General features: G+C 73.1%; 11 protein-coding genes, 1 tRNA gene and 1 pseudogene. 3 read left to right on the plus strand and 10 right to left on the minus strand.

The window, feature by feature from the left end:
• Positions 1-159: 159 nt before the first annotated feature.
• Positions 160-789 (minus strand): NUDIX hydrolase, encoded by a 630-nt coding sequence (locus tag ACFY0O_RS34795; RefSeq protein WP_388954405.1) that lies wholly within the window; start codon positions 787-789, stop codon positions 160-162.
• A gap of 72 nt (positions 790-861) precedes the next feature.
• Positions 862-2,340: a hypothetical protein gene (locus ACFY0O_RS34800; protein WP_388954408.1), complete on the minus strand. Its 1,479-nt coding sequence runs from the start codon at positions 2,338-2,340 to the stop codon at positions 862-864.
• Positions 2,341-2,508: 168 nt separating this feature from the next.
• Between ACFY0O_RS34800 and ACFY0O_RS34805 the strand changes: the two genes are divergently transcribed.
• Entirely contained in the window at positions 2,509-4,071 is a 1,563-nt protein-coding gene (locus tag ACFY0O_RS34805; RefSeq protein WP_388954411.1) for a DoxX family membrane protein, read from the plus strand.
• Positions 4,072-4,172: 101 nt separating this feature from the next.
• Here ACFY0O_RS34805 and ACFY0O_RS34810 read toward each other — a convergent pair whose 3' ends face one another.
• From ACFY0O_RS34810 to ACFY0O_RS34820, 3 genes are all read right to left on the minus strand, one after another.
• Positions 4,173-4,943, minus strand: a complete 771-nt coding sequence (locus tag ACFY0O_RS34810; RefSeq protein WP_388954414.1) for an NDP-sugar synthase — start codon at positions 4,941-4,943, stop codon at positions 4,173-4,175.
• A gap of 60 nt (positions 4,944-5,003) precedes the next feature.
• On the minus strand, positions 5,004-5,417 hold the full coding sequence (locus ACFY0O_RS34815) for a hypothetical protein (RefSeq protein ID WP_388954417.1): 414 nt from the start codon (positions 5,415-5,417) through the stop codon (positions 5,004-5,006).
• 199 nt (positions 5,418-5,616) lie between these two features.
• Positions 5,617-6,693 carry an ABC transporter ATP-binding protein gene (locus ACFY0O_RS34820; RefSeq protein WP_388954420.1) on the minus strand — a complete coding sequence of 359 codons (1,077 nt, stop codon included), beginning with the start codon at positions 6,691-6,693 and terminating at the stop codon, positions 5,617-5,619.
• 161 nt (positions 6,694-6,854) lie between these two features.
• Between ACFY0O_RS34820 and ACFY0O_RS34825 the strand changes: the two genes are divergently transcribed.
• Positions 6,855-6,928: transfer RNA gene (locus ACFY0O_RS34825), tRNA-Thr, on the plus strand.
• A 49-nt stretch (positions 6,929-6,977) separates the two neighbouring features.
• Here ACFY0O_RS34825 and ACFY0O_RS34830 read toward each other — a convergent pair.
• A complete protein-coding gene (locus ACFY0O_RS34830) occupies positions 6,978-8,357 on the minus strand; it encodes an NAD(P)/FAD-dependent oxidoreductase (protein ID WP_388954423.1) in 1,380 nt (459 codons plus the stop codon).
• Positions 8,358-8,460: 103 nt separating this feature from the next.
• Positions 8,461-9,168, minus strand: a pseudogene (locus ACFY0O_RS34835) (zinc-binding dehydrogenase); the annotation flags it as partial.
• A 116-nt stretch (positions 9,169-9,284) separates the two neighbouring features.
• On the opposite strand from ACFY0O_RS34835, the gene ACFY0O_RS34840 reads away from it, so the two are divergent.
• Positions 9,285-9,965 carry a pentapeptide repeat-containing protein gene (locus ACFY0O_RS34840; RefSeq protein WP_388954426.1) on the plus strand — a complete coding sequence of 227 codons (681 nt, stop codon included), beginning with the start codon at positions 9,285-9,287 and terminating at the stop codon, positions 9,963-9,965.
• A gap of 54 nt (positions 9,966-10,019) precedes the next feature.
• Here the strand turns inward: ACFY0O_RS34840 and ACFY0O_RS34845 are convergent, their stop codons facing one another.
• Genes ACFY0O_RS34845 through ACFY0O_RS34855 form a run of 3 tightly spaced genes read right to left on the minus strand, consistent with a single transcriptional unit; the run spans position 10,020 to position 12,354 of the window.
• Positions 10,020-10,523 (minus strand): hypothetical protein, encoded by a 504-nt coding sequence (locus ACFY0O_RS34845; RefSeq protein ID WP_358895722.1) that lies wholly within the window; start codon positions 10,521-10,523, stop codon positions 10,020-10,022.
• A 47-nt stretch (positions 10,524-10,570) separates the two neighbouring features.
• Complete coding sequence (locus ACFY0O_RS34850) at positions 10,571-11,194, minus strand: response regulator transcription factor (RefSeq protein ID WP_365149665.1); 624 nt, start codon at positions 11,192-11,194, stop codon at positions 10,571-10,573.
• Positions 11,191-12,354, minus strand: a complete 1,164-nt coding sequence (locus ACFY0O_RS34855; protein WP_388954436.1) for a sensor histidine kinase — start codon at positions 12,352-12,354, stop codon at positions 11,191-11,193. The genes ACFY0O_RS34850 and ACFY0O_RS34855 overlap by 4 nt, the downstream gene beginning before the upstream one ends.
• Positions 12,355-12,690: the final 336 nt, after the last annotated feature.

Raw genomic sequence — 12,690 nt, forward strand, 5'->3', positions numbered from 1 at the left:
AACGGCCCCACCCGGCCGCTCCCTCCCCAACGCCCCCCGGCTCGGCCCCCAGCTCGGCCCCGGGGCGCGGATCCGCGCCCCGGGGCCGCCGTACGGTACGCACCAGCACTCCGCACTCCGCACTCCGCACGCTCCGTACGGCGGCCCCCGGGCCGTCCCTCAGCCGCCCAGGCCCGCCAGCCGGGCCCGCAGCAGGGCCGCCATCGTGAACCCGTCCGTGATGCGGCCGTCCAGGACCATCGCCTCCGCCTCCCCGAACGGCACCGTCAGCGTCCTGCGGATCCCCTCACCCACCGCCAGCGTGCCGATGCCGTCGATCCGGGCCGCGTACAGCCGCACCCGGTCGCCCGTCATCCCCGTGTCCGGCTGCACGACCCCCAGCGGCAGCAGCTCCAGCACCTTCGCGCCGATCTCCTCGCGCAGCTCCTTCGCGGCGTTCGCCGTGTCCTCCAGACCCCGGGTGCCGAAGCCCCGCGGGATCTCCCACCCCCATGAGCGCGGCGCGTGCCGGAAGTGCTCGATCAGCACCACCCGCCCCTCCAGCAGCGGCAGCACCACGCACCCCGGCTCGGCCGTCGTCCCGATCGCGCGGATGTACGTCCCCTCACGGCCGTCCGGGAACCGCACCGCGTCCCGGACCAGCATCACGTACGGGTCCTGGTAGAGCACCCCGCCCGCCGCGGCCACGGCTTCCGGGTCGGTGAGGATCTCGATCCCGCCCGGCTCGTTGCGGAACAGCTCCGGCCGCGCCGCGCGGAGCGCCTCGTACCGCTCGGTCCCCTTGCCCACGCCCATCTACCGTCCCCCGATCCGTCGGCCCCTGCCGCCGTATGGCTGTGCCGCTGGGGCGCCGGCCCCGCGCTATGCCTGCCGGTCCGCGAGCCGGCCCGCGCCCACCAGGACGCGGTCGGTCTCCACGGTCTCGGCCCCCAGCACTTGCACGATGGTCGCCCAGTCCTTCCTGAGACTGCCCAGCCTGAGCGCCGGCAATGTCACGCTGTGGCTCAACCCGGCGGCCTTGTCCCGGAACTGCAGCCGGACCGTCAGCGTGCCCGCCGCCGCCGTCAGCATCTGCGCCGCCACCGCGAGCGGGGAGAAGTCCTGCCCCGCCGCCACCTGGAGCGCGATCCCCGCCGACTCCACCACCAGCACCGTCGCGATCTCCCGCTTGAACCCGTCCGCGGAGCGGCTCGTCTTGCGCGCCGCCCGCAGCATCAGCGCGTGCCGCCGCGCCACCTCCCGCGTCCCCGCCGCGAACTCCTCCGGTGACGGCAGCCGCCCGCCCTCGAAACCGCCCCGGACGAACGACGCCAGAGCGTCGACGTAGGCCCGCCACTCCTCCTCGCGGCGCAGCCGCACCACGTCCGCGAGCCCCAGCCCGGCGTACGAGTTCGGGCCGTCCACCGCCCGGTGCAGGTCGTCCGCGAGCAGCCCGCGCAGCAGCAGCGCCACCGCCTCCGGGTCGTCGTCCCGCGGCCGCTCCTCCGCCCGCAGCTCCTGCAGGGTCGAACGCGGCGGCGAATCCGGCGGCGTCAGCGCCGCCAGACCGCTCGCCTTCGGCACGCCGAGGCCGTACAGCAGATCGACCAGCTGCTTCGTCGCCACGACGTGCGGCCCCTCGCGCAGCAGGTTCTCGTACGGGTCGGTACCGGGCCGCCCCAGGAACCGCTGGTACACCGCATTGCGCGTGATCGCCTGGTCGTTGTCCTGGTCACCCGCCCAGAAGTACAGCTCCTTGAGGATCCCCTCGCGCATCGCCCGCGCCTGTTCCAGCCCGATCCCCAGGTTCTTGGCCAGGTTCACCGGCTCCAGCCGCCGCAGCCGCGACAGCTCCGTCGAGAACCAGTTCCCGACCCGGCCCGCGAGTTCGGCGTTGCGCTCGTCGTCCCAGTCGAAGCGCACCAGCCCCGGATCCGCCTCGTCCGCCAGCAGCCGCGCCCACGCCCGGTGCACCTGCCGGTCGTACCCCCAGGTGAACTCGCCCGCCGGATCCCGCTCCGTGTACAGGTACGGCACCAGCGCCCGGGAGTCGAGCAGCCGGATGAACGCCTGCCGCTCGGCCGGATCGGCCGTCGGAAGATAGGACGAGTACAGGGCGCTGTTGTTGAGGAGGAACGCCCGGTTGACCACCAGCGTCCCGCTGTTGACGAGCGAGCGGCGCAATTCGGCCGCACTCGCCGCGACCGCCTCCGGCGGCGGCCCCGACGCCGCGAGCGCGCTCTGCCGCCGTTCGGCGAGTCCTGCGGGAAGCCACTGGTTGTCCAGGGCCTGTGCCATCACCGGATAGTCGGTGAGATCGGCGAAGACCAGTTGATTGTGCGCACGCTGAACTTGTTCCACGGACGGCTCCCCCAGAGTCGTGGCGACGCAACTCCCGGGATTCTCACACCAGATGGGGGTACATGTCCGAACAATGTTTCTGCCGTGACCAAGGTGGCCGGATCTTGACGGGCCTCGGACAGATCCCTGCTGTCAAGGCAGTGTCCTAAACACTGATCACTCGGTTAGATGAGTGTGGACACCAGAACGTCAGGGTTCGACGACCAGCCCGCGCTGAGCATGGTCAAGGTGCCGTGCGACCCCGCACAGGTCATCGTCAACCACGCCAGCTTCCGCGTGCGGCTCGCACCGAGCCCGAGCGCGCGTTCCAAGCCCGCGAATGCCCCCGGCCCCGGCCGCGCACCGGTCCTGGCCGCCGGAGCCGTCGCGGCCGCCGGAGCCACCCGCCGCCGCGCCCCCGTCGTCTGGAGCGGCAAGACCGCCCCCGGCGGCGACGCCGCGGCCACCGGCGGACTCCTCCAGGCCGTCCGCGAAGCCGGACGCGCCCAGGACGACTACGACGGCGGCGCCACCCAGACCATCCCCCGGGTGGACCTCGCGCGCGACCTCACCGAGGACACCCTCGCCACCCCCACCGTCATCGGCCAGCGCAGCTACGCCGACCCCGACGAGACCCGCCCCCTGGGCGCCGTACCCGACCAGCCGCGCCAGGCCCACGAGCCGTACGAGCCCTACGCGCCCTACGACCAACAGCCCCCGTACCCCGGCGGCCCCGCCGCCGACACCCGCCGCCCCGCCGACAACCGCGCCCAGGCCTCCTACTACCCCGGCCGCCGCATGAACCTCGGCGTCGTGCTGCTCCCGCTGCGCGTCTTCCTCGGCTTCATCTCCATCTACGCCGGCATGGGCAAACTCTGCGACCCCGTCTACTTCGACGGCGGCGAACGCGGCTCCATGGTCACCTGGCTGCGCACCCTGCACCCCTGGGCCCTCGCCGAGCCCCTGCGCGACTTCGCCCTCGCCCACCCCGTCGGCGCCGGCCTCACCGTCGCCTTCCTCCAGGTGATCGTCGGCGTCCTCACCGTCTTCGGCCTCTGGCAGCGCTTCGCCGCCTGCATCGGCGCCCTGCTCTCCGCCGCCCTGCTGATGACCGTCAGCTGGAAGACCGTGCCCGCCTACGACGCCCCCGACATCATCTACCTCGCCGCCTGGAGCCCGCTGATCATCGCCGGGGCCCCCGTCTACTCCCTCGACGGACGCCTCGCCGGCGAAGCCTGGCGCACCCTCGGCCCCCGCTCCGAGGTGTGGCAGCTCCGCCGCCGCGTCCTGCGCCGCGGCACCATCATGGCCACCGTCGTCTGCGGGCTCACCCTCCTCATCGGCTCCCTCCTCGGCGGGGCCGTCCGCTCCAGCACCGTCGTCACCGTTCCCGGCCCCGGCCAGGCCCCCAGCAACTACCTCCCCGGCAGCCCCCTGCCGCAGCCCCCCGCCCCCCAGCAGTCCGGGCCGGCCAAGCAGCAGCCCTCCAAGCAGGCCTCCCCGTCCGCCTCGGCCTCCGCCTCCGCACCCGCCGCCAAGTCCGGCCGCACCGGCAGCGGCGCCCCGACCCGGGAGAGCGCCGGCTCCGGCTCCGGCGCCCCCACCGCCACCAAGGGCAGCGGCAGCGGCCAGAGCCCCCGCAGCAGCACCCCCCGGCAGTCCAGCCCGCAGCAGCCCCCCGCCACCTCGGGCAGCCGCGGCGGCGACACCACCGCCAAGAAGCCCGGCCTCGTCGGCGGCCTCCTCGGCTGACACCCCCCTCACACGGCACAGGGCCCGGCGCGCCAACGGCGCGCCGGGCCCTTCCACTTCTCGGCTTCCCGGCGCGGACCGCAGCGCCCCACGGAGCGGCCTCAGAGGGCGCCCTGAGCCCTCAACTCCCGCGCCGCCTCCGCCAGATCCTTCGCCGTGTCGATCGCCCGCCAGTAGGCCCCCTGCGGCAGCGGATACCCCGCCAGCCGTCGCTCCCGTGCCAGCCGGGGGAACGTCGTCCGCTCGTGGTCCCCCACGTCCGGCAGCAGCGCGGCGAATTCGGGCGCGAACACGTAGACCCCCGCATTGACCGGATAGGGCGACGGCGGTGCCTCCACGAAGTCCAGCACCTGCCCGAACTCGTTCGTCTCCACCACCCCCCACGGAATCCGCGGCCGCGCCAGCGCCAGCGTCGCCACCGCCTCCCGCTCCGCGTGGAACGCCGCCATCTCCCGCAACGGGAACCTCGTCCACACGTCGCCGTTCGTCGCGTACCACGCCCGGTCCGGATACGGCAGCCGCCGGGCCGCGTACTTCAACCCGCCCCCGCGCCCCAACGGCTCGTCCTCCACCACCGTCGTCACCCGCAACGGCAGCGCCGCCCCCGCCAGCCACTCCTGCAGCACCCCCGCGAGGTGCCCGCACGAGACCACCGCGTCCGTCACCCCCTCCGCCGCCAGCCACGCCAACTGGTGCCCGATGATCGGCACTCCCGTCCCCGGGATCTCGACCATCGGCTTCGGCCGGTCGTCCGTATACGGCCGCAGCCGCGAACCCTGGCCCCCCGCCAGGACGACGGCCTGGACGGGCGGGGGCGGGAACGCGGCCGCGCGGTCGGTGGAAGATGCGGAAGCGGGAGGGGCGCCGGTCATGGCCGCCAGCGTAGGGACGGCCACCGCACCCGGGGGGACGGCACGACGGGCATCAGCCCGTCAGCCCATCGAGGCGACCCCGGACGCGTACGAGGTGTCACACACCGGACGCGAGTAGGACTGTGCCTTCGTCGGCCCGTACGCCTCGACGGCGGCCCGGCCCAGCGCCCGGGCGATGCCCATGCAGTGCTCGGCGAGCGAGGGCCGGCCGTTCACCTGCTCCTGCAGGTGCCCGAGCACGACACCGGGGTTCTCCCCCTGCTGCAGCTCGCTCAGCAGCTTGTCGCGGAGCACGTCCTGCGCGGCACGCGGCTTCGCGGGCACGGAGACGTCCTCGGCGGAGGCGGTCAGGACCTGGGAGGGCGAATTGTCCGCCCAGGGGACCATGGTGACCGCGAGGGTCCCGGACAGGACCAGGACGACGGGCAGGACCAGGGCGAGGGAACGGCCGATTCGGCGGGCAGAGTGGGTCACGAGGGCGAGAGTAGCGCTCGGTGAGGATTTGGCGACATTTAGTCACCCGGTCGGGGGATGGTTCGACGTGGCTTTTCGATTTAAGGGTTGACGTGTGCGGCCGAATGGCCCGGTCTGCCGGAGTTCATGGGAAACGCTACCCACAACTGCCGCGAGGGGGAGGCCCCTTCACGGAACCTCCCCCTCGGTTCGCCGGCTGTCAGTCGGAGAGGCGCGCCCCGGTCGACGTCGAGAACACGTGCATCTCGTCGGCGCGCGGCACCACGTGCAGCGAGGAGCCCTTCTCGGGCACCTGGCGGCCGCCCACGCGCACCACGATGTCCTGGCCGTCCTTGCTGCCGTAGACGTAGCCGTCGGCGCCCAGCTCCTCGACGACGTTCACGGTGATCGTCAGACCGCCGGTCTCACCGACGTCGAAGTGCTCGGGGCGCACGCCGACGGTGACGGTCTTGTCGCCCGCGTCGGCCGCGGCCGACAGCGCCTCGCGCGACACCGGCACCACGCTGTCCCCGAACTTCACGCCGCCGTCGGTGATCGGCACCTCGACGAGGTTCATGGCGGGGGAGCCGATGAAGCCGGCCACGAAGAGGTTCGCCGGCCGGTCGTACATGTTGCGCGGGGTGTCCACCTGCTGGAGCAGGCCGTCCTTGAGCACCGCGACCCGGTCGCCCATGGTCATGGCCTCGACCTGGTCGTGCGTGACGTACACGGTGGTGATCCCGAGGTCGCGCTGGAGCGCGGCGATCTGCGTACGCGTGGACACGCGGAGCTTGGCGTCGAGGTTCGACAGCGGCTCGTCCATGAGGAACACCTGCGGCTTGCGCACGATGGCCCGCCCCATGGCGACGCGCTGGCGCTGACCGCCGGAGAGCGCCTTGGGCTTGCGGTCGAGGTACTGGGTCAGGTCCAGCATCTTCGCCGCCTCCTCCACCTTGCGGCGGATGGTGGCCTTGTCCTCACCGGCGATCTTGAGCGCGAAGCCCATGTTGTCGGCGACGGTCATGTGCGGGTAGAGCGCGTAGTTCTGGAACACCATCGCGATGTCCCGGTCCTTGGGCGGCAGGTGCGTGACGTCGCGCTCCCCGATGCGGATGGCACCGCCGTTGACGTCCTCCAGGCCGGCGAGCATGCGCAGCGAGGTGGACTTGCCGCAGCCGGAGGGGCCGACGAGGACGAGGAACTCGCCGTCCTCGATCTCCAGCTCCAGCTGGTCGACGGCGGGCTTGTCGCCGCCGGGGTAGAGGCGGGTCGCCTTGTCGAAGGTGACAGAAGCCATGGTGATGCATCCCTTCTACCGGCAGGAACGTGCCGGACGATCCGAGTGGAAGGTCTAGTCCAATATTCAGGACTCGGCCCGACGCTACCCGGCGCGGGGGGATCTGTCAGCAATCTGACGGGGCGGATTATGGGGCCGCTGTGTAGAGTGTTGGCGGCCCCGCCTCCTTAGCTCAGCTGGCTAGAGCAACGCTCTTGTAAAGCGTAGGTCGTCGGTTCGAATCCGACAGGGGGCTCCGCTTCCGAAGGCCCCGGACCACCCTGGTCCGGGGCCTTCGGCATGCCTCAGGTGCGGCCCGAGATGCGGTTGGCGAGGTGGGCCAGGGGGGTTGTGTTCGGGGTGTGGGTTTTCGCTTCGTGGCGGTCTGCTGTGCGGTAGGCGGCGTAGAGGGCGTGGACGCCCAGCCAGCGGAGGGGTTCCGGTTCCCAGCGGCGGACGCGGTGGTGGACCCAGGGGAGGGTGGTCAGGTCGGTGGGGTCGCCCAGGACCAGGTCGCGGAGGGTGCGGGCCGCGAGGTTGGCGGTGGCGACGCCCGAGCCGACGTAGCCGCCGGCCCAGCCGAGGCCCGTGGCGGCGTCCAGGGTGACCGTGGCGCACCAGTCGCGGGGGACGCCGAGGACGCCGGACCAGGCGTGGGTGATCTCCGTGCCGGTGAGGAGGGGGAAGAAGGTGGTGAGGAGGGTGGTGAGGGCGGCGATGGTGGTCGGCTGGGTGCGGCCGTCGTTGTCCGTGCGGGAGCCGAAGCGGTAGGGGACGCCGCGGCCGCCGATCGCGATGCGGTCGTCGGCGGTGCGCTGGGCGTACATGTAGGCGTGGGCCATGTCGCCGAGGAGGGGGGCGTCCTGCCAGTTGAGCCGGGCCCAGACGGACGGGGGGAGGGGGGCCGTGACGATCATCGAGGAGTTCATGGGGAGCCAGGTGCGTTTGTGGCCCTTGAGGGAGGCGGTGAAGCCTTCGGTGCAGCGCAGGACGTAGGGGGCGCGGACGGTGCCGTAGGGGGTGACGGCGCGGCGGGGGGCGAGTTCGGTGACGGGGGTGCACTCGTGGATGACGACGCCGAGGCGTTCGCAGGCGGTGGCGAGGCCGCGGAGGAGTTTGACGGGGTGGATGCGGGCGCCGTGGGGGGTCCAGCTGGAGCCGACGGCGTCGGCGATGTCGATGCGGGTGCGGGTTTCGGTGGCGTCGTAGAGCTCGCGGTCGGTTTCTCCGAAGGAGAGTTCGCCGGCGTGGAAGGCCTTGAGGCGGGTGAGCTGGGCGGGGGTGCGGGCGACTTCGAGGACGCCGCCGCGGTGGATGTCGGCGTCGATGGATTCCGCCGCGGCCACGTCGATGACCTCGGTGACGGTGTCGTTCATGGCCTGCTGGAGGCGGCGGGCGGCCTGGTGGCCGTGGAGCTCGGCGTAGCGGTCGCGGCCGGCGATGCCGTTGTAGAGCCAGCCGCCGTTGCGGCCGGAGGCGCCGTAGCCGCAGAACTTCTGTTCGAGGACGGTGACGCGGAGGTCGGGGGCGGCGCGCTTGAGGTAGTAGGCGGTCCACAGGCCGGTGTAGCCGCCTCCGACGATGGCGACGTCGGCGGTGGCGTCGGTGGTGAGGGGGGCGCGGGGCGGCTGGTGGGGGGCCGTGTCGTTCGCGTACCAGAAGGAGATTCCGCCGTTGATCGTCATGGGGGAGTTGGTACAGGGGGTGTGGGAGGGGTGTCCAGGTGCGGGGTCAGGGTTCGAGGACGACCTTGCCGGTGGTGGCGCGGGTTTCGAGGTCGTGGTGGGCGCGGGCGGCTTCGGCGAGGAGGGTGAGGGCGGTGCGGGCGGTGGTGCCGCCGACGGAGTCGAAGAGGACGGTGGCGCCGTGGGGGTGGTGGGCGCGGAGGGTGTCGGCCCAGTCGGGGGTGGTGTAGTCGAGGGCGAGGTCGGCGCCGTTGGCGGTGGCGAGGGCGGTTTTGGCGGGGCCGCCGGCGAGGGCGATGACGGTGGCGCCGGCGTTCTTGGCGTACTGGACGAGGAGGGTGCCGATGCCTCCGGCGGCGGCGGTGACCAGGGCGGTGGAGTGGGGGCCGAGGTCGGCGAACTGGAGGATGCCGAGGGTGGTGCGGCCGGTGCCGATCATGGCGACGGCTTCGGCGGGGTCCAGGCCGTCGGGTACGGGGTGCAGCCGGGTGGCGTCGGCGACGGCGTGTTCGGCGTAGCCGCCGGGGTGGAAGCCGAGGTGGGTGACGACGGTGCGGCCGAGCCAGGCGGGGTCGGTGCCGGAGCCGAGGGCGTCGACGGTGCCGGCGATCTCGCGGCCGGGGATGGTGGGGAGGTCGGGGAGGGGTGCGGGGGGTCCCTGGATGCCCTGGCGGAGGGAGGTGTCGAGGAGGTGGACGCCGGCGGCGGCGACCTTGATGCGGACCTGGCCGGGGGCGGGGGCGGGGCGGGGGGTCGTCTCGTAGGTGAGGTTCTCGGCGGGGCCGAAGGCGTGGAGGCGGATGGCCCTCATGGGGGTGTCGGTGTCGGTGTCGGTGTCGGTGTCGGGGGTCATGGGGACAGGTTCCGACCTCGAGTGGAGTTGAGGTCAAGGGGTGGATTGTCGGTGGGGTCGGTCACGATGGGGGCATGGCGAGGAACGGTCGTGGTGGCGGGCAGTCGGTGAAGGCGGCGAGGCGTGCGGAGGTGGTGCTGCCGGAGCTGGCGGGGTGGGAGGGGGGTGCGCTGGAGCCGGACGGGGATTACGACGGGCTGGAGTTCGCCGATCTGGATCTGGCGGGGCAGGAGGCGGTGGGGGCGCGGTTCATGGACTGTGCGCTGCGGCGGTGCGGGCTGGACGGGGCCGGGCTGGTGAAGGCGCGGGTGCTGGACTCGGTGCTGGAGGAGGTCCGGGGGGTGGGGGTGGACCTGGCGGGGGCGTCGTTGCGGGACGTGGAGCTGGTGGACGCCCGGTTGGGCGGGGTGCAGATGCACGGGGCGGTGCTGGAGCGGGTCCTGGTGCGGGGCGGCAAGATCGATTACCTGAACCTGCGGCAGGCGCGGCTGCGGGACGTGGTGTTCGAGGGGTGCGTGCTGGTGGAGCCGGATTTCGGGGGTGCGGTGCTGGAGCGGGTGGAGTTCCGGGACTGCGTGCTGCGGGGAGCGGACGTGACGGGGGCGCGGCTGGTGGACGTGGATCTGCGGGGCGCGGTGGAGCTGGGGGTGGCGCGGGGGGTGGAGTCCTTGGCCGGGGCGGTGATCAGTCCGTCGCAGCTGTTCGATCTGGCTCCGGTGCTGGCGGCGCAGCTGGGTGTGCGGGTGGTGGGGTAGGCGGCCGTCGTGACCGGGTCGTACCGCGGGCCGGGCGGCCGGGCGGCCGGTCGGTCAGGCGGGGACGCGGGGGAAGCGGGCCTGGAGGGTCCAGATGACCGGGTTGTCGGCGAGGCCCTCGTGCATGTCGACGAGGTCGGCGATGAGGTCGTGGAGGAAGTCGCGGGCCTCGCGGCGCAGGAGGCGGTGGCTGAAGGTCAGCGGGTCCTCCTCCGGGGGCATCCAGTCGGCTTCGATGTCGACCCAGCCGAAGCGGCGTTCGAAGAGCATGCGGTCGCTGGACTCGGTGAAGTCGAGTTCGGCGTACCGGCTCTGGGAGGAGCGGCTGCCGCGGGGGTCCTGGTCGAGTTGTTCGACGATGTCGCAGAGGGCCCAGGCGAAGTCGAGTACGGGTACCCATCCCCAGGCTGTGGACACCTCGGTGTCCTTTTCGGTGTCCGCGAGGTAGACGTCGCCGCAGAAGAGGTCGTGGCGCAGGGTGTGGACGTCCGCCGAGCGGTAGTCGGTCTGCGGGGGGTCCGGGAAGCGCCGGGAGAGGGAGTAGCCGATGTCGAGCACGTAGTCGATGGTGTCACGGGTGGGTGGGAGGTGGTGCGTCGTGGGGGTCAGGAGGGCAGGAGGCGCTGTTCCTTGGCCACCGCCACGGCGCCGGCGCGGGTGTCGACGCCGAGCTTGTCGTAGATGCGGCCGAGGTGGGTCTTGACCGTGGCTTCGCTGATGAACAGGGCGCGGGCGATGTCGCGGTTGCCGAGGCCGCGGGCCAGCTGGCCGAGGATGTCGAGTTCGCGGTCGGTGAGGGTGGGGCGGGTGCCGCGCATGTGGGCCATGACGCGGCTGGCGACGGGGGCGGAGAGGGTGGTGCGGCCGGCGGCGGCGGAGTGGATGGCGGCGAAGAGTTCCTCGGGGCGTTCGGCCTTCAGGAGGTAGCCGGTGGCTCCGGCGCCGATGGCCCGGGTGATGTCGGCGTCCGTGTCGTACGTGGTGAGGACGAGGACGTGCGGGGGGCGGGGGAGGGCGGTGATGCGGCGGGTGGCTTCGACCCCGTCGATGCCCTCGCCGAGCTGGAGGTCCATGAGGACGACGTCGGGGTGGAGCTTGGCGGCCAGGGCGACGGCCTCCTCGCCGCTGCCGGCTTCGCCGAGGACCTCGATGTCGGGTTCGCTGCCGAGCAGGGCGAGCAGGCCGGCGCGGACGACGACGTGGTCGTCACAGAGGAGGATCGTCGTCATCCTGTGGGCTCCAGGGGGATCGAGGCCGAGAGGACGGTGCCTTCGCCGGGGGTGGATTCGATGGTGAGGCTTCCGCCGAGCTGGCGCACGCGGGCGCGCATGGCGGGGAGGCCGTGGCCGCGGTCGGTGGGGGTGGTGGTGGGGGTGGGGGTCGGGGCGCCGGTGGGGGCGGTGGGGAAGCCCGTGCCGTCGTCGGCGATGTCCAGGACGACCTGGTCGCCGAGGAAGCTGAGGGTGAGGGCGGCGGTGCGGGCGCCGGAGTGTTCGCGGATGTTGGCGAGGGCGCCCTGGGCGATGCGCAGCAGAGCGGATTCGGCGCGGTCGGGGAGCGGGGCGGGGGTGCCTTCGAGGTGGAAGCGGACCTCGATGTCCGGGCCGGCGTCCAGGGCGCGCAGGGCGTCGGCGAGACCGGTGCCGTTGTCGAGTTCGGGTGGGGCCAGGTCGTGGACGAGGCGGCGGGCCTCGGCGAGGCCGCGGGCGGCGATGCCGGTGGCGGTGCGGACGTGGCCGCGGGCGGTGGCGGGGTCGGTGTCCCAGGTGCGGTCGGCGGCCTGGAGGAGCATCTGCTGGCTGGACAGGTGCTGGGCGAGGGTGTCGTGGATCTCCATGGACAGGCGCTGGCGTTCGGCGAGGGTGCCTTCGCGGCGTTCCGTGGCGGCCAGTTCCCTGCGGGTGCGGATCAGGTCGTCGATGAGTGCGCGTTGGGCCTGGGCCTGGCGTTCCATGTGGATGAAGACGGCCGTCGCGAGGGCGGCGATGGCGGGTGGGGCGAGGAGGAGGTTGGGGTCGAAGGCGGTGGAGAGCTTGAGCTGGGCCGCGACGACGAAGACGGTGAGGACGGTGACGAGGGCTGCCGCGGCGCGTGGGGGGAGGGTGCGGAGGGTGGTGAAGAAGAGGGGGACGGCGCACCAGGCGAAGCTGGGGGCGAGGACGACGAGGACCACCCAGGTGGCCACGACGAGGCCCAGCCAGAGCCAGCGCCTCCGGCGGTGGGGGGCGGGTGCGGCGGTGGTGCCGCCGCCCACGGCGGGGCCCAGGACGTAGAGGAGGGCCAGGGTGATGCTGAGGGCGATGATCCACGGGGTGCGGGGTTCGCCGGGGTGGCGGAGGAGGAAGCGGGCCACGGAGGCGCCGAGGAGGAGGAAGAACGCCGCGTGCATGACGGTGGCCAGGGCGCGGGTGTCGGGTTTCCGCGGGGGATGGCTCACGGCGGGGCTCCTGGGGGGTGGGGGTGTCGTCCATTTTGCCGCTGCCCTGGCCGGGCGGTTACGGAGTCGGCCGCTGCCCTGGTCGGGCGGGTATGGGGTCGGTCTTTGCCCTGGTCGGGCGGGTATGGGGTCGGCCGCTGCCCTGGCCGGGCGGGGTCGGGGGCGGGGTCGGGGGTGGCCGGGGTCGGGGCCGGGGTGGGGTGTCGTCCGGGGCGGGCTTCGATGTTGGGCGGGGGCGGGCGGGGGGGGGGTGGGCGGGGGTGGCTGGGGGCGGTGTGCAAGCGTTTT

The sequence above is a fragment of the Streptomyces sp. NPDC001594 genome (assembly GCF_042893675.1).
Classification (GTDB): Bacteria; Actinomycetota; Actinomycetes; order Streptomycetales; family Streptomycetaceae; genus Streptomyces.

What these genes read in the sequence shown, in the direction of transcription:
- ACFY0O_RS34805 (WP_388954411.1), top strand. Translation starts at nt 2,509, where the DNA reads ATGAGTGTGGACACCAGAACGTCAGGGTTCGACGACCAGCCCGCGCTG.
- ACFY0O_RS34810 (WP_388954414.1), bottom strand. Translation starts at nt 4,943, where the DNA reads ATGACCGGCGCCCCTCCCGCTTCCGCATCTTCCACCGACCGCGCGGCC.
- ACFY0O_RS34820 (WP_388954420.1), bottom strand. Translation starts at nt 6,693, where the DNA reads ATGGCTTCTGTCACCTTCGACAAGGCGACCCGCCTCTACCCCGGCGGC.
- ACFY0O_RS34830 (WP_388954423.1), bottom strand. Translation starts at nt 8,357, where the DNA reads ATGACGATCAACGGCGGAATCTCCTTCTGGTACGCGAACGACACGGCC.
- ACFY0O_RS34840 (WP_388954426.1), top strand. Translation starts at nt 9,285, where the DNA reads ATGGCGAGGAACGGTCGTGGTGGCGGGCAGTCGGTGAAGGCGGCGAGG.
- ACFY0O_RS34850 (WP_365149665.1), bottom strand. Translation starts at nt 11,194, where the DNA reads ATGACGACGATCCTCCTCTGTGACGACCACGTCGTCGTCCGCGCCGGC.
- ACFY0O_RS34855 (WP_388954436.1), bottom strand. Translation starts at nt 12,354, where the DNA reads ATGCACGCGGCGTTCTTCCTCCTCCTCGGCGCCTCCGTGGCCCGCTTC.